Source organism: Shewanella chilikensis, from assembly GCF_037953065.1.
GTDB classification, from domain to species: Bacteria; Pseudomonadota; Gammaproteobacteria; order Enterobacterales; family Shewanellaceae; genus Shewanella; species Shewanella chilikensis.
The window spans coordinates 1322069-1338257 of sequence record NZ_CP149966.1 but is presented as its reverse complement, the minus strand read 5'-3'; the positions used below and the strand labels follow the sequence as shown (position 1 = coordinate 1338257).

At 52.7% G+C, this 16189-nt stretch carries 16 protein-coding genes and 1 other annotated feature (1 of these 17 only partly in view); of the genes, 5 read left to right on the top strand and 11 right to left on the bottom strand.

Annotation, left to right across the window (positions count from 1 at the left end; genetic code table 11):
* Nucleotides 1–18: a sequence feature (Phe leader region), on the top strand; it begins 102 nt to the left of the window's first position.
* Between the two features lie 38 nt (nt 19–56).
* The gene (locus tag WKR14_RS06140) at nt 57–2012 is read left to right on the top strand and encodes a chorismate mutase (RefSeq protein WP_224867399.1); all 1956 of its coding nucleotides are present in this window, start codon (nt 57–59) and stop codon (nt 2010–2012) included.
* Here WKR14_RS06140 and WKR14_RS06135 read toward each other — a convergent pair.
* The 8 genes from WKR14_RS06135 to WKR14_RS06100 all read right to left on the bottom strand — a co-directional run bounded on the left by WKR14_RS06135 (nt 2000) and on the right by WKR14_RS06100 (nt 11556).
* Nucleotides 2000–3301 carry a cation:proton antiporter gene (locus WKR14_RS06135; protein ID WP_224867397.1) on the bottom strand — a complete coding sequence of 434 codons (1302 nt, stop codon included), beginning with the start codon at nt 3299–3301 and terminating at the stop codon, nt 2000–2002. The two genes, WKR14_RS06140 and WKR14_RS06135, sit on opposite strands and share 13 nt — an antisense overlap.
* A gap of 46 nt (nt 3302–3347) precedes the next feature.
* A complete protein-coding gene (locus tag WKR14_RS06130; protein ID WP_028779791.1) occupies nt 3348–3683 on the bottom strand; it encodes a hypothetical protein in 336 nt (111 codons plus the stop codon).
* Between the two features lie 99 nt (nt 3684–3782).
* Nucleotides 3783–4880 carry a hybrid-cluster NAD(P)-dependent oxidoreductase gene (locus WKR14_RS06125; RefSeq protein ID WP_165564731.1) on the bottom strand — a complete coding sequence of 366 codons (1098 nt, stop codon included), beginning with the start codon at nt 4878–4880 and terminating at the stop codon, nt 3783–3785.
* A 68-nt stretch (nt 4881–4948) separates the two neighbouring features.
* Nucleotides 4949–6610, bottom strand: a complete 1662-nt coding sequence (gene hcp, locus WKR14_RS06120; RefSeq protein WP_107005905.1) for a hydroxylamine reductase — start codon at nt 6608–6610, stop codon at nt 4949–4951.
* A 229-nt stretch (nt 6611–6839) separates the two neighbouring features.
* Nucleotides 6840–7979 (bottom strand): bifunctional chorismate mutase/prephenate dehydrogenase, encoded by a 1140-nt coding sequence (gene tyrA / locus WKR14_RS06115; protein ID WP_101053532.1) that lies wholly within the window; start codon nt 7977–7979, stop codon nt 6840–6842.
* Between the two features lie 13 nt (nt 7980–7992).
* Complete coding sequence (locus WKR14_RS06110; RefSeq protein WP_101053530.1) at nt 7993–9084, bottom strand: 3-deoxy-7-phosphoheptulonate synthase; 1092 nt, start codon at nt 9082–9084, stop codon at nt 7993–7995.
* A 1503-nt stretch (nt 9085–10587) separates the two neighbouring features.
* On the bottom strand, nt 10588–10893 hold the full coding sequence (locus WKR14_RS06105) for a DUF962 domain-containing protein (RefSeq protein WP_101053526.1): 306 nt from the start codon (nt 10891–10893) through the stop codon (nt 10588–10590).
* A 12-nt stretch (nt 10894–10905) separates the two neighbouring features.
* Entirely contained in the window at nt 10906–11556 is a 651-nt protein-coding gene (locus WKR14_RS06100; protein WP_101053524.1) for a GNAT family N-acetyltransferase, read from the bottom strand.
* Between the two features lie 264 nt (nt 11557–11820).
* On the opposite strand from WKR14_RS06100, the gene WKR14_RS06095 reads away from it, so the two are divergent.
* The gene (locus WKR14_RS06095; protein WP_101053521.1) at nt 11821–12051 is read left to right on the top strand and encodes a DUF2789 domain-containing protein; all 231 of its coding nucleotides are present in this window, start codon (nt 11821–11823) and stop codon (nt 12049–12051) included.
* Nucleotides 12052–12073: 22 nt separating this feature from the next.
* On the opposite strand, the gene WKR14_RS06090 is transcribed toward WKR14_RS06095, so the two are convergent.
* Nucleotides 12074–12439: a DUF3192 domain-containing protein gene (locus tag WKR14_RS06090; RefSeq protein WP_101053519.1), complete on the bottom strand. Its 366-nt coding sequence runs from the start codon at nt 12437–12439 to the stop codon at nt 12074–12076.
* Nucleotides 12440–12605: 166 nt separating this feature from the next.
* On the opposite strand from WKR14_RS06090, the gene WKR14_RS06085 reads away from it, so the two are divergent.
* Complete coding sequence (locus WKR14_RS06085) at nt 12606–12944, top strand: hypothetical protein (RefSeq protein WP_165564726.1); 339 nt, start codon at nt 12606–12608, stop codon at nt 12942–12944.
* Nucleotides 12944–13717 (top strand): Zn-ribbon-containing protein, encoded by a 774-nt coding sequence (locus WKR14_RS06080; RefSeq protein WP_028779837.1) that lies wholly within the window; start codon nt 12944–12946, stop codon nt 13715–13717. Before WKR14_RS06085 ends, WKR14_RS06080 begins: the two co-directional genes overlap by 1 nt.
* A 58-nt stretch (nt 13718–13775) precedes the next feature.
* Here WKR14_RS06080 and syd read toward each other — a convergent pair whose 3' ends face one another.
* The gene (gene syd / locus WKR14_RS06075) at nt 13776–14417 is read right to left on the bottom strand and encodes a SecY-interacting protein (protein ID WP_101053515.1); all 642 of its coding nucleotides are present in this window, start codon (nt 14415–14417) and stop codon (nt 13776–13778) included.
* 59 nt (nt 14418–14476) lie between these two features.
* On the opposite strand from syd, the gene queF reads away from it, so the two are divergent.
* Nucleotides 14477–15334, top strand: a complete 858-nt coding sequence (gene queF, locus WKR14_RS06070) for an NADPH-dependent 7-cyano-7-deazaguanine reductase QueF (protein ID WP_339087518.1) — start codon at nt 14477–14479, stop codon at nt 15332–15334.
* A 62-nt stretch (nt 15335–15396) separates the two neighbouring features.
* On the opposite strand, the gene WKR14_RS06065 is transcribed toward queF, so the two are convergent.
* Nucleotides 15397–16137 carry a 4'-phosphopantetheinyl transferase family protein gene (locus WKR14_RS06065; RefSeq protein WP_339087517.1) on the bottom strand — a complete coding sequence of 247 codons (741 nt, stop codon included), beginning with the start codon at nt 16135–16137 and terminating at the stop codon, nt 15397–15399.
* Nucleotides 16138–16189 lie beyond the last annotated feature (52 nt).

Here is a 16189-nt window from a genome sequence, read left to right as displayed (position 1 = left end):
CCGGGAGGCTTTTTTGTCTGTATCATGCACTGAGTATTACTGGTTTAGAGGTCTGAATGAATAAAGTACCGTCGCTGGAGCGAATAAGGGATGACATCACTACCCTGGACAGGGATCTGTTGGCGCTATTGGCCAAACGTCGGCAACTCAGCCTGGAAGTCGCCCGCAGCAAAGAGGTGGACATTCGCCCAATCCGTGATACCCAGAGAGAGAAAGAACTCTTGGCAAGGCTGGTTCGCCAAGGGCGGGAACAGGGATTGGATGCCCATTATGTCATCAGTCTCTACCAGGCCATTATTGAAGACTCAGTGCTGAACCAACAGGCCTACCTCCAGGGCAGAGCCAATCCCGAAACCCAGAAACAGCAATACTGCATCGCCTATTTGGGCGCCAGAGGTTCATATTCCTACCTGGCCGCCAGTCGCTACTGCCAACGTCGTCAGGTAGAGATGCAGGATCTGGGTTGCCAGAACTTCGATGATATAGTGCAGGCCGTCGAATCCGGCCATGCCGACTATGGTTTTCTGCCGATAGAAAACACCTCATCCGGCTCAATCAACGAAGTCTACGATGTGTTGCAGCACACCAGCCTGGCCATAGTGGGTGAAACCACTATAGAAGTGGGCCACTGTCTGCTGGCCAAAGCGGGAAGCAAGCTTGCCGATATCAAAACCGTCTATGCCCACCCCCAACCCATCAGTCAATGCAGTCGCTACCTGAGTCGCCATCCCGACTTTCGTCTGGAATATTGCGCCAGCAGCGCCGAGGCAATGGAAAAAGTTCTCCAGGGCGATAACACTGTGGCTGCTATCGGCTCCAGTGAAGGCGGCGCCCTCTACCAGTTGGAAGCTCTGGAGCAGGAACTGGCCAATCAAAAAATCAACCAGAGCCGTTTTATCGTAGTGGCCCGCAAGGCGATAGAAGTGCCGGAGCAACTGCCGGCCAAAACCACACTGATTATGGCAACCGGTCAAAAGCCAGGCGCCTTGGTGGAAGCTTTGCTGATCCTCAAAGATCACAACCTCAATATGAGTAAGCTGGAGTCACGCCCTATCCCGGGCACGCCTTGGGAAGAGATGTTTTATCTGGATGTCGATGCCAATCTGGCATCCATAGCTATGCAGCAAGCACTTGCCGAGCTTGAACGGCTCACCCGCTTTATCAAAGTACTTGGCTGTTACCCTTGTGAGACGGTCGAGCCAACCCAGCTGAGTCACAGCCAACTGCTGATTGAACCTGAAAGTTCCAGGCAGGACAGCGCCAAACTGTCACCCCAGAGACATTCCCGTCACTATAAACCGGTCAGCACAGAAATTAGTTGCGGCCAGCTCAAACTGGGGCAAGGCCAGTTCGCCGCCTTGGCGCAACTGAACCTCCCCATAGATGCAGACAGCTTTGCCCCAAGCGCCAAGGCCCTCAGGGAAGCGGGATTTCAGGGCGTGGTTCTCAGCACGCTGACGCGCCAACCCGATGCCAAACAGCAACTGCCCAAGTTGCAGAGCCTGTTAAACCAAGCCGGGCTGCAGAGCATTGTTGCCTTGGAGCATGCAGAAGATCTGGCTCTGGCCCAGACCGCGGCCGACATGCTGCTGCTCAGCGGTAAACAGATGTACAACACAGAGCTGCTCAATGTGCTTGGCGGACAGAACCTGCCGGTGATATTGGAGCGTAATCCCATGGCCAGCCAACAGGATTGGCTGACCAGCGCAGATACCCTGCTCGCCGGCGGGAATCAGCAGTTAATCCTCTGTGATGCGGGGGTCAGTGGATTGAATCAACCCGAACAGCTTATGTTGGATCTCGCCGCCCTGGTGGAACTAAAAACCCAGAGCCACTTACCGCTGTTGGTAAATCCAAGTCTGTGCCTCAACCCAAGCAGCAGTGAGCAAACACTGACTGCTCAGGTCTTGGCTATCAAGGCGTTGGGCGTAGATGGTTTAATCATCGCAGCCGATGTCCGTCATCCACAGCAACATGCAGGCTTAATCGCCAAGCTGTATCAGACAGCCTGAGTCGATTCGGCAGCGGCTTTACCGGCCTCTGCCGCCTCGCGGCTGCGGCGGATCAAACGGGAAACCGTTGAGCCCTGCACCATGATAGAAAAGACCACCACGGCATAGGTCATTACCAGCAAGAGATCCCTGAGCTCCAGCTCGGGGGTCAGCACTATCCCCGCCGGAAGACTCATGGCCATAGCCAGCGCCAGGCCGCCCTTGAGCCCGCCCCAGATAAGGATCCCCTCCGCGCCTTGGCTGTATTGCCGCATACGCCGGAACCCCAGATAAGGTAAGTACACGCTGACACATCTTGCCAACAACACCACAGGGATACTCAGCAACACAAACCACCAGAGTTGCATATCCAGATGGGTCAACAGCAACAGGAGCCCCAATAGCAGGAACAAGAGCGAATTGAAGAAGTGTTCAAGCAGGCTCCAGAACCTTTGCAGCAATATTCTCCCCGTGACCCCAAAGCATTTTGGCACTGTGAAATTCCCCAGCACGATTCCTGCGGCCACCATGGCCAGAGGGCCGGACACCGAGAGTTTTTCTGCCATCACATAACCTGCGGTAGGCACCACCAAGGTAATCAAGAGTCTCTGGGTTTCTTCATCCGTGAGTTTCATCAGTTGATGCAGCGCAAAAGCCAACGCCAGGCCATAGGCAATGCCACCAACGGCCTCATGGAAAAACAGCGCGCCGACATCGGCCAGGCTCAGAGCCTCGGCGGAAAAAGCCAGCTGCGAGACAGCAACAAACAGCACCAGGCCAATACCATCATTGAACAGCGACTCACCCTCAACCTGAATGGCAATATCCTCAGGCGCGCCGAGTTTTTTCAAGATGGCCAAAACCGCTATCGGATCGGTTGGTGATATCAAGGCCCCGAACAACAAACAATAACTCCAGGGTAGCGCCAGCCCCAGCAGCGGCATCAAATAGAAACAAAGCGCTGCCACTGTCAGAGTGGAAATCACAGTACCAAACAGAGCCAGACAGAGAATTTCCCATTTCTGGCTGGCCAGCACCTTGAGCCTTATCTGCAGCGCACCGGCGAAGAGCAGAAAACCCAACATACCGTTCAGCAGCAGCGCCTGAAAGTCGAGGCGCTGCAATACTGAAATGGTTTTGATATGGATATCCAGCTCAAACCACTTACCCACCACCAGGATAATCAGGCTAAGGAGCATGGCCAGGCCTGTGATGGCAATGGTTTCTTGCAGTGAGTGAAAACGACTGGATAACAGCGAGATAATCAGTGCCAGCGCCGCCAGCACACAGAAGAGTTGATAGTCCGTCATATTTCCTTGCGATCAGGCTGACCGCTTCCCTGGTAGCAGACAAGAGCTACATGGCTTGTCCATCTGTGAGGCTGAGCCAACCCTTGAAGATCCGGTAACTGAACCAGATAACCCCCAGGGCGCACAAGCTGAGGCTGAGCCACAGCGGATTGACCCAATAGCCCATAGCCAGTAACAGTGCCAAACCCATAATACTGCGCCTTTGCCAGCGCAAGTGAGAGCCCAGCAGCGACAGAGGTGCAACCTGCCTTTGGCTTAAGTTAATCAACAGGCTCAGGATCACAGGCAGGAAAAACAACGGAAAGGCACACATAAGCGCATATAAAAAATGGCCCATGCTACGATCTTCACTGGCAAATGCTTCTGAGGGTAAGCTGGTCATAGTCTGTCTCCGGCCAACATCTGGAATGCAGGGCCCAAAGCTTTTGCCCTGCTTTAACCATACTGTGAGATCGCCACTTCTGCAATGCCGGAAACAGAATTAGAAGGGGCCGGTTTCCAGTTGAATATCACTCTTCACCCGGCTGGAGCACGCCAACACCATACCTGAGTCAATCTCATCCTGGCTGAGCGTCTGCTGGCTGCTGCTTTCCACCTCACCGGAGACAACCCGGCACTTACAGGAGCCACAAACGCCGCTGCGACAGGCGGCAATAATGGGCAAACCTTCAGACTCCAGCGCTTCAAGCAGGGTCTGATCGCCATTGATGCTGAGCTCAAGGCCGGCAACACTCAAGCGGTAATTGGCCGAACCGTCACCCGCAGGCGCCGAGGTATTTTCTGCAAAGCTTTCCTTGTGAAAACGCGTCATATCGAAATCTGCTTGCGCCAGCATCTGCTCTGTGGCCGCCATGTAAGCCTCGGGGCCACAGACATACACGGTGCGCTGACGATAATCCGGCACCAGTTGTTCCAGTGCCGCCAAGCTCAAGCGTCCCGGTAACATAGGGCACTCAGCAAGCTCCCCGGAGACTGAGGCAGTCTCACCTCCCTGCTCCAGCAGATAGCCCAGCTTAAAGTTATCGTGACGGCTGTTCATAGCCCGCAAACTGTCTCGGAAGATGAGATCCTGCTCGCTTCTGGCACTGTGAATAAAAGCGATATCGCTGTCAAGATAGCTGTCGGTCAGAAAACGACTCATGGAAAACATCGGCGTAATGCCACAACCGGCGCTTAAAAACAGATAGCGCTCGGCCGGTATATCGATAAGGTTGAACTGGCCGTAAGGCCCGGAAGCCATCAGGCTGTGGCCCGGCTTAAGATTATCGATAAGGTAGTTGGAAATTTTGCCGCCCTCAACCCTCTTAATGGTCAGCATCAAAGAATTGGGCCGAGATGGCGAAGAGGAGATGGTATAACAGCGGCGATACTCCTCACCGGCAATCTCCAATTGCAATGCTACAAACTGCCCGGGCTTGAAATGAAAAGACAGCGGCTGAGCCGCTTTAAAACGAAAACTCACCACATCCGGGGTTTCCTGCCAGCGGGCGACACAAATGAGCCGCAGCTCTCCGGGAACCCATTGACCAGCCTGATATTGACTGATTGCCGGCGAAACTTGTAATGGATTGAGTGTCATCGAAACTCCCTCTACAGAGAAAGGAATGGCCGGAATGCCGCAGGCATTCCGGCCTCAAGAGATACGCATCAAGCGGCGCCGAGAATCGCCTCCAGGTCTTCCTCAACCGTGCCAACATTGCGCAGGCCGAACTTATCTTCCAGTACCTTCAGCAAATTGGCGGTCAGGAAGGCCGGCGGAGTTGGGCCGGTACGTATGTTCTTCACTCCCAGTGACAGCAAGGTCAACAGGACCACTATCGCCTTCTGCTCAAACCAGGACAGCACCAGACTCAGCGGCAATTCGTTGATATCACACTCAAATACCTCGGACAGTGCCAGCGCCAGCTGAATCGCCGAGTAGGCGTCGTTACACTGGCCGATATCCAGCAGTCTGGGGATACCGTTGATATCACCGAATTCGAGCTTGTTGAACTTGTACTTGCCACAGCCCAGGGTCAGGATCAGGCTGTCTTTTGGGGCCGCCTTGGCAAGGTCGGTGAAGTAACTGCGCTCGGCCTTGTCACCATCACAGCCGCCAATCAGGAAGAAGTGGCGGATATTGCCGTTCTTGACGTTTTCAACCACGGCAGGCGCCGCGTTCATCAAAGCGTTGCGGGCGAAACCTATGGTGATCATATGGGGGATCTCATCATAGGCAAAGCCTTCAAGCGCCAGTGCCTTGTCGATAACGGCACTGAAATCGTCGCCGGTCAGGTGAGTCACACCCGGCCAACCAACGATACTGCGGGTAAAGATGCGGTCGGCATACTGACCGACATTGGGATCGATAATGCAGTTGGAGGTCATCACCACGGCGCCGGGGAAGTTAGCAAATTCCTTCTGTTGATTTTGCCAGGCGCTGCCGTAGTTCCCCACCAGATGCGGGTATTTCTTCAGTTCAGGATAGGCCAGCGCCGGCAACATCTCACCATGGGTATAGACATTGATGCCCTTGCCTTCTGTCTGTTGCAGGATGAGCTCGAGATCTTTCATATCGTGGCCCGAGACCAAGATTGCCTTGCCCTTCACCGGCTTGGTGTTGACCTGAGTCGGCTCTGGATGACCAAAGGCCGCGGTTTCACCGGCATCTAGCATAGCCATCACAGAATAGTTGAGCTGACCTATCTCCATCGCAGTGGCAAACAGCTTGTCAGCATCTGTGCTGTCGGTCGCCAGAAAGGCCATGATCTCGTGGAAACGACCGGCCACTTCGCTGCTGGTCTGATCCAGAACCCGGGCGTGTTCCATATAGGCAGCCGCCCCTTTCAGGCCGTAGAGGCACAGGAGTCGCAGACCGAGAATATCTTCATTGAGGTCATCACCTCGGTTGGGCGCAGCCACTTTGGCCTGTTGTAACAGCTCGGCCTTGGACGCCCCCAGCAGCAGAGTCGCCGCGGCGGACATAGGCTCGGGTGTCACGCCCCTTTGTTCACAAAGCTCCAGATAGCGCTGCTTTAGCTGGTCTCGCAAGCGAGCGGCCTCCTTTGCATATTCGGTAATCCGCTCATCGTCGAAGTTGACATTGGTCAGAGTGGCGAAAAATGCCTTGGGCACAAAGGTATCGACTTGCGGATCGATAACCTCAAACTCCCGGAGTTTGACGGCATAGGCGGACAGCCCCTGCAACATGTAAATCAACAGATCCTGCAGATCCGAGGTCGCGGCCAATTTACCGCACATCCCCTGGGCATAGCTGCAGCCATTACCGGCCGGGGTTCGAATGGTTTGCTCACACTGAATACAAAACACGGCATATCTCCTTTAATCATGCTTTATTTTTGCATGTTTAAAATCAGTGTACTCTTTCATCGCTCAGACGAAAGAACGTGAGTCATAAAGCTTGAAGGAGATCACCTTAAGCAATTGCTGAATAAATGGCTTTTTGACTTCTATCTTACTGATACAAATGAAAAAGGAGCCTAAAAGGCTCCCTTGGATAAATCGCGTTGCACTGCCAGCGGAGTTGACCGCCTTGAGATCAGTGACTCTTCATATCATTGACCGACTGCAGCATGCTGCGGCTCTCGCTGCGAAACTGTGGTGCAAAGTCACCGAACCATTCGGCCACCTCACGGAACTGGCGCACAAAGCCGTCTCTGTCACCGGCCTTGAGCATGGCTAAAGCGCCGGCATAGTTGTTCAGATAGTCGGAAATAGCCCCCAGGCTCTCTTGCTGGGCGAAGATGATATCGGCGTAAAGCTCTGGGCTTTGAGCAAACAAGCGACCCACCATGGCCAACTCCAGCCGGTAAATCGGCGAGCTGAACTGCAGCAGACTATCAAGATCGGCCTGCTCCCGGCACAAGTTCAGGCCATAGACAAAGCTGGAGAAGTGGCGCATCGCCTGCACCAGTTGCATCGCCTTATCATGCTTGCCGGCATCCGCTTCCACCAGCCGTGCTCCCCAAATAGCTATCTGCTCCAGCAGCCAGGCATAGGCCTCACTCTGCCGACCATGGCACACCACGACAACCTGCTTGGCGAGGCTGCCCACATCCGGGCCAAACATGGGATGAAGCCCCACCACAGGCCCGCAGTGGGTCTCGAGCATGGCTTGTAGCGGCTGCGACTTTATCGAGGTCAGATCCGCAAGAATGCAATCCTTGGGCAAGCCTTGTAAACGGGAGCGAATAAGCTCACAGGTAATGGCAATCGGCACAGTGACCAATACCAGACCGGCTCCGGCAAGGATAGCATCGGCATTATCCCAATCATCTTTATCGAGCAGATGTACTGGATAACCGGAGAGTGTCAGCATCTGGGCAAACAGGGTGCCCAGCTGGCCACGACCGCCAATGATCACCACCTTGTTGATATCCGGGTTCACCTGCTTGAAACCCACATCCTTCTCGTTGAGATAGGATTCCCGCATCAGGCGCCTGAGCACATCTTCTATCAGCTGCGGCGATACCCCCAGACTTTCGGCTTCTACGCGGCGCTTGGCCAACATGGCGGCCTCCCGCTGCGGTGCATAAATGGGCAGGCCGGCGTTGTGTTTGACCGCGCCGACCTGGGCCACCAGATCCAGCCGCTGACGCAGCAACTTGAGTAACTCTTGGTCGACGCCGTCAATCAGTCCGCGTAACTTCTCCAGCTCTGCCGTGGTTTTCTCACTCATCTCAAATCTTCCGTCAGCCATTTGCCACCCTGAGCATATCAAAGCGAGTGGGTAAAATAGAACTCAGTTGCGCCGCCCCTTGCCTGAGCAGTTGCTCCGTATCCTGCCAATCTATGCAGGCATCAGTGACCGAAACCCCATAGTCAAGCTCGGCAAGCGGCTTGTCACAGGCCTGACTACCGGCAAACAGATGGCTTTCCAACATCAAACCTATGATGGAGCGATTGCCCGCCGCTATCTGGTCAAATACATCCCGGCACACAGGCAGTTGCCGCCGATGATCTTTGTTGGAGTTGCCATGACTACAGTCGATAATCAGTCTGGCATTGAGCCCGGCATCATGCAGCTGCCGTTCACACTCGGCCACCGAATCGGCATCATAGTTGGGGCCCGCCCCACCTCGCAGGATCACATGCCCATCCGGGTTACCGGCGGTTTGCAGCAAAGCCACCTGCCCTTGTTGATTGATCCCCATGAATCTGTGACTGCTGGCCGCCGACTTGAGGGCGTTAATGGCCACCCCCAGATTGCCATCCGTGCCATTCTTGAACCCTACCGGCATGGAAAGCCCGGAGGCCATCTCCCTGTGGGTTTGTGATTCTGTGGTTCTGGCGCCTATGGCTGACCAGGTCACCAGTTCGGAAATATATTGCGGACTGATGGGATCCAGCGCTTCGGTGGCAACCGGCAACTCGAGTTCGGCCAGAAACAACATCAACTCCCGCGCCATCCGCAACCCTTTTTCAATATTGAAGGACTCATCCATATCGGGATCATTGATCATCCCTTTCCAGCCCACTGTGGTTCGAGGTTTTTCAAAGTAGACCCGCATCAGGATAAAAAACTGATCCTTGAGCTCGTCATGGAGCTTTTTCAGTTTGAGGGCATATTCCTTGGCCGACTCAATATCGTGAATAGAGCAAGGGCCGGTGACGACCAACACCCGGTTGTCACGCTTGTGAACTATGTCGGAAACCGTCTTGCGGGCACTAAGAATATAGCGATAGCCGTGATCAGAAAGTGGCAACTGCTGCTTGAGTTCTTCGGGGGTTATGAGGACTTGTTCGGCACTGATGTGCACATTCTCTATGTTACTGGACTGCATTCTGATCACCTGAAATTATTTTGTGCGGCATACCTGAGCGCACCACTGTAGCGGTACACCATTACGGCATTACACTATGCCGAGACTGAAGCGGGAGATCAAGGGCGAAACCGGAAAAATTTTCATCTTTATTGCCAAGGAAACAGCAAACGGTTTCCATGTGTGCTTTGTCTAAGTTTGAATGCCAAGCTTGGCTCACTTGTCGTAAACAGCAAAATCGCCAAATCATCAAATAGTTAGGATGACAAAAAGTAACAATCCACCATGCTTGAAGGTTTCTTTATCCAATGTTTGTTGTACCTTCTCGTCAAGGGAAAACAGATGAAAAAATGCTGTTATCTCACGAAGCGTGAGAATTCATCCCTTCATCCGGATTTCAAACAGTACAAAAGATGGTGTAAATGCCATTTCATTCCACTGAAAGAGCGGCTGAAGTGACTGGGTGATTGGTGACGATTCAATGCAGAACTTTAATCCACTTATTTCAACCATTGCAGGTAGATCTATTCAATTCCTGTTCGTCAGTTCTATGAGCTATTTTCCACATTATTCCGTTCCCACCTCAAGATGCGCGCCCTCACTGTGCAGCAAATGACGCCCCTGACCGGGCTTACAGCGAGCTTACAATGGCATCCTACCAGCATCAACTTAACAGGCTGCGCGCCATGCCCGGCACACAAAGAAAAGGCGCGTCCTAAGACGCGCCCTATTTACTGCTGTCAGCCATCCCGCTGAGTTGTGCTCCCTGCACCTTCCATGCGTATGAATTTCTTCCTGTGGACACCTTGTCTCAGTGATGACAGCTTCCAAGCTATCTTTTCATCCTTGCTGACAACCATCCTGGTATCTGCTCAATTCCCTTGAGCCTCCTTGTGGCCTCCTGGCACTCATCTTCCATGTTTGCCCATCCACGAGCTTGTTGTCGTCCATGAGTTGGGTTTTCCCTTAACCCAAAGGCTGGCATCCCTGAGCCTGTCCTCTACTTCGTCCTGAACGCTTTCCTTAGCAGACCTTCCTGTCTCAAATGGCCTTTCCTGGCGCGGCAATTTCCTTATTACCGGAAAAATCTTCTGTGTATCCATCCTGGATACTGCTTCCCTGCGAGCCGTTTCCTTGGCTTGAACTTCCCTAAAATGGTTTCAAGACGTCCTGTCTTGATTGTCATCCATGACTGAAATCCATTTAGCAGGTTTCCTTGCAGCTCGTCCTTGAATAGGCTTTTCCAAAACGCGTCATCCTGACACTTGCCCTTCCTTGGAAGCTCTGTCAAAGCATCCTGCCCTGACCACAACTTAAGTGTACCCAAGGCCCCCTCTTTGAGATGGTCGATTTTAGAACAGGCTAGGAATGACAAATATTCAGCAGTCGCTAATAAAATTATAATCACTTGTTTATTAACAACATTTAATTATTCGCCAGTAAGAACAGCTAATAAGTCTTATGTTTATCGCACAGCTTTGTGAGACATATCTCACATTGGTACTGGTAAATAACCAAAAACACTCAGAAACGACGTTTGCCACTGACAAATTGGGCCAACATGACCCAGTCAGCCATCAAGCTATAGACTGGGTATTGAAAGGTCGCCGGCTTATTGTGTTCAAAACCAAAGTGACCAATCCAGGCAAAGCCATAACCCACCACAGGCAGAGCCAAGAGCCATACAAATTGTCCACTAAGCAGGCTGAATAACAGAAGAAGCAATACCAGTATCGAACCTAGATAATGCAAACCTCGGCATACGGGATCGGAATGCTGTGACAGGTAGAAAGGATAAAACTCAGCAAAACTCTTGTACTTTTGCTCCATGCTTAACTCCTGTTATTGGTAGACGTCATCATCAGTATGACTGTGGTAAAAGAGCAACTCTCCGGTTAACTGCCCGATATTCAGCTCAACCACGGGTACAAAGCCTTGCTCTCGGAACAGATGAGAATGGCCATCCTCAGTCACAAAGACTCCAACCCCTTCCAGCTCCGGCTGCTCATCACACCAACCCAATACCGCCTGGACGAGCAACTTGCCATAACCCTTGCGCTGCTCGGTTAAAGCTACTGCAATGAACTGTATAATGCCGTATTCAGTAGCCGGCAGGTGCTCCAGAATTGAATTCTCCTTCTGCATCAACTTCTGCGTCGATTGCCAACCTGTCCCCAGCAGCATTTTCAAACGCCAATGCCAATAGCGCCCCTCCCCCTGGGGAAGTGATGAGGTCACCACGCAGGCAACCCCAATCAAGCGCTCATCATCGAACAACCCAATAAGGGGCTGCTCCTGTTGCCAAAGCTCATTGAGCTCTTCACGAATTGCGGCTCTGAGCTTTTGTTCATATTCGGCGGCATTGGCGGCCGGCAAGGTCTGCTGAAAAAACGCATCATAGTGATAGGCGTTATAGAGAATTGATGCGGCCAGGCGCAAATCTTCCGCCGTCAGGTAAACAGCACGCAGGGAATCGGGAGTCTGGGTTTCCATTTGTTGTTGTCCTTGTCAGCCAAAAGGGTAATTTCCAATTTAACAATTTTGGATCAAAGTACAATCTTTTGCTTGTCAAGCCGTTCGACTACTGCCGTGGGCACCATTCCCATAGAGATAATAAGCTCTGCCGATTTAAAGCAATGGATCTGCGGTTCGATTGGTATAAGCTAAAGGGAAGGAATAAAGCTTACTATCTGTTTTATGAAGGCTTGTTCACCCATCACCTTGGCAAGATATGCCAGGACTTCTGGAGGTCAGAATATGGATACCACCCACACAGACTTGGCCCATTTATTTGAGCAATTGGGACTCCCCAGCAGCAGCGAGGCGATAGAAGGTTTTATCGGCACACATTCTATCCCCGAGGGAGTCAAACTGGTGGATGCACCATTCTGGAATGAAGCTCAGCGCACTTTTTTAACAGAGGCTCTGGCCGAGGACGCCCAATGGTCAGACACCATAGACCATTTGGACGCCCAGCTCAGGAGTTGATTGAAATTGGGATGAGTGTGAATTACAGCTGCGCGTAGGCCTTATCGCCCCAGCCAATCAGTTGTTGATCGCGAAACACCAAGGGGGTGCATTCATCCTTGGTGGTCTTGCCATCACTGTGTCTGTGGCGGGTACGGTAAAATAGTACCTGTACTTGCTGCTCATTGGAGAGAAAGGCTTCATTGAAGTCGGCCTGCCCCATGAGATGCTGCACCTGTTGCTGATCCATCCCCAGAGTCAACTTGGCCAGTTGTTGCTGATTTTGCTGTTGCTGCAGCTGCCAGGACTCCTTTTCATCCCAGTTGGCTTCGTGATCGCCGACATTGACCACACAGGCACTAAGCCCTAAGCTTGCTATCCCCATCAGTGGCAGTAATAACTTGTTCATTGTCACTCCTTGTTATATTTATCAAATGTTAATTTTTGTTAAGTAAATACAGCAAGCGCTATGCAACATGCAGGCCAACAAATAAACTGATAAATATCAAAAAGATAAAAACAAATAACTGCTGCACTATGTAGCTATTGGCGAAAAAGTGAGGTTTTTTACCAAGATGTCCACTCCACTGGAACAGGTCATGGCCGCTGCGGCGGCAGTAGCCCAAAGCGGCCATACTCCCTCTCTGGCACTGATTAAGGCAAGACTCAGCAACAAGTTACCAATGCCACTGCTGGTTGAAGGTCTGCAGCGCTTCAAATCCCTTCCGGAGAGTGAACGGGAAAAACTAACTCAAAGCGAACCTCGGCAGGATGAAGCTGCACCACAGAAACCTGTCCCCACAGTAGAAGTTCTCCAGCAGGAGATCAGCCAGCTACGCCAGGAACAGCAGCAACTGAAACAAGAATTCGCGGCCTTGCAACAAAGGCTCACCAAGCTTGAGGGCCAGCAATAATGTTTGTCTGCGAACTCAGGTTTGAATGCTTTGCCAACACCACGATCAGCGCCGCAGAAAAAGCCATCAATACCCTGCTTGAAGCCTGGCGGGCCAACGGTCAGGTATTGGGACGGGAATTTGCGGTGGCCTTTAGGGACGGAGAGTTCAGAGTCAGGCTACTGCTACCTGAAGAAACCAGTCTGGCCAACAGGCACAACAGTCCCTGGGCCAAACAGGCGTTGCAGCAGTTAACCGAGGCCAAACTGCTGGCCCCCAAGGAAAAGCTCATAGGTCAGGATATCAATTCCGAGGTCAGCACCCTGGAGCCCCCAAGTTGGCAGCTGCTTTATACCAGCTATGTGCATATGTGCTCACCACTGCGCAGCGGCGATAACTTGCTACCCATTCCACTCTACCGCATTCCCGCGACCTTCAACGGCGATCACAAGCGGGTGATCCGTTGGCAAACCGAGTGGCAAGCCTGTGATGAACTGCAGATGGCCGCAGCAACCAAGGCCGAGTTTGCCGCACTTGAGGAGCTTTCCAGCCCGGATAGCGATCTGTTTCGCCGCGGCTGGGATTTGCGTGGCCGCATCGAATATCTGACCCAAATTCCTACCTATTACTACCTTTACCGGGTCGGGGGAGAGAGTAAGCAAGCCGAATTGGCCCGTCCCTGTCCCCGCTGCGGCAACCCGGACTGGCGCCAGCCCAGCCCGTTGCTGGATCTGTTTCATTTCCGCTGTGACAACTGCCGGATAGTCTCCAACCTCTCCTGGGATCATCAATAGCCTAGGCTCATCAATAGCAGTGATCATCAATCAATAGTGATTGTGGCAACCCCGGCTATCAGCGGCGGGAAAACAGGTGTTGCCACATAAGCTTCATCCGCGCCCAGAGACCGGGATGGTCAACATCCGCCATGGTCGGCTCCACAGGCTCAACTGCCGGCGCCACTCTGGGGCGCAGCATAACAAGAAACTCTTCCAGGCTATCTGCCAGCTTCTTTGAGGGGAGCTCACCCGGGGTCTCACGCCAGACAGCACCGGTTTCGTTATCCACGCAGATCATCTCATCACCTTGCCCCAATAGGCCGATAAACCAGGTCGGTGGCTGCTTGAGCTTGCGTTTCATCATCAGGTGCCCAATCAGATTCTGCTGCAGGAACTCAAAATCATCCTGACTCCAGGGCTGCAATAGTTCCCCTTCGCCGAAATCGGCTTCAAACAACAGATGCGCGGCAAAAAACTGCCCATAAAACTCGTCGATATCGGCATGCAGCGGCAACTCCAGCGCATGACTGACATTGGCAAAACTGCCTGGCTGCTCACGGCGAATAGTCTGCCACAGTTGCGGATCTTCACCATCCTCCTGCAGCACACAGGGCGAGGCTTCTCCCCTGGCATAACATCTGGGGCCTTCCCCCAGACTCGACTGGTAACTTTGATGATAACGGCTGAGAAATTGCTCCAACGCCTGGGCACAAGACACTTATCGCACTTCCAAATTCAGGTATAATGGTGGCCTATTTTGACACGGAAACCCGCTTGATGACACAGAATCACGACCCTTACCGGAACGCCGAAGCCTTATCTGGCCTGACACTGGGTCAGCAGACAGATTATCAAGAGCATTACGCCCCAGAGCTGTTGCAGGGTGTGCCCCGCAAACTCAACCGTGATGCAATCAACCTGAGTACGCCTCTGCCGTTTCAGGGCGCCGATATCTGGACCGGCTATGAACTCTCCTGGCTCAATGCCAAGGGCAAGCCCATGGTGGCCATCGCCGAGTTCCAGCTGGATCTCAACAGCGAGCATTTAATTGAGTCCAAATCCTTCAAGCTCTATCTGAACAGTTTCAATCAAACTCGCTTTGACAGTACTGAAGCCGTCGAGCAGACCCTTATCCAAGATCTGAGCCGCTGTGCCAATGGCGAGGTAAAAGTCAGAGTGATTGAGCCCAAGCACTTCAACAGCCAGAGAGTTGTTGAGCTGCCGGGGCACTGCATTGACGATCTGGATATTGAAGTCAGCGACTATGAGTTCAACCCCAAATGGCTCGAGGACAGCACAGACGACAAGCAGATAGTCGCCGAGACCTTGAACTCCAACCTGCTTAAGTCCAACTGTTTGATCACCTCACAGCCTGATTGGGGCAGCGTGATGATCCGCTACCAGGGACCCAAGATAAACAGGGAAAAACTGCTGCGTTATCTGATCTCTTTCCGCCAGCATAACGAGTTCCACGAGCAGTGTGTGGAGCGGATATTTACCGATCTGAAGCGTTTCTGCCATTGCAGTAAATTGACCGTCTACGCCCGCTACACCCGCAGAGGCGGATTGGACATCAACCCGTTCCGCAGTGACTTTGAGCACGTGCCGGAAAGCCAACGCCTGGCAAGACAGTAATCGAACATAAAGCGGCTTTAAAGCCGCTTTTTCATTCCTGCCCGGTAACCCATTTCAGAGTGCTACTGACCAAGGTGCCAGTGCAGTTGCCAGTTGATGGCTGTAGGCGCCCCCAGCGTCAGGGCCAATCGATAACCCGGCTCCATATGGCCAAGCCAACTCTGCCATTGGGTGTTTTCCTTAGGCTTTAACAAAAGCCCACGGCGCATCGAAACAATCTCGGCAGGCCGCTCGGCCGAGCATGCCTCCCCTGAGCTCAAGTCAAACGCAAACCCATCGAGCGGCTGCGCCAACCCCTTTCCGGTCGCTTTGATATAAGACTCTTTCAAGGCCCAGAGGTCGAAAAACGCCTCTCGCCGCGTGGCATCATCCAGATCTCGTAACTGCTGCAGCTCAAAAGGCGCAAAATAGTGGCGCATCACAGTATCGATAGATGTGCGCATCCGTAAACGCTCTATATCGACGCCAAGTTGCAATTCAGGAGAAGGATGTTTCAGCAATGCCAACAGCAGCCAATCACCGCTGTGACTGAGGTTAAACTGCAGCTGAGTCTGTTGAAACTGCTCATCACAAAGGCGCGGCTTACCCTGGGGACCATAATCGAAACACCACTCCCGGGCTGCAAGCGGCGCTTGAGTACTCAGGGTTTTTCTCAGCAAGGCGCGGCTTGTTATTGCTCGTTGTTGTACCTCTTTATGGCTTATTCGGGCAAACTTTTCCCGCTCGGCCGGTGTCAGGCACAGCGCCAGATCTTTGAGTTTTAAAGGCTCACTCTGGCGTAAGGGATACAAAAAGAGTTGCACGGCGTTGATGGGAGGCTCCAAAAAACCAAGGGGGAGTAGGCTATTTTGCCTT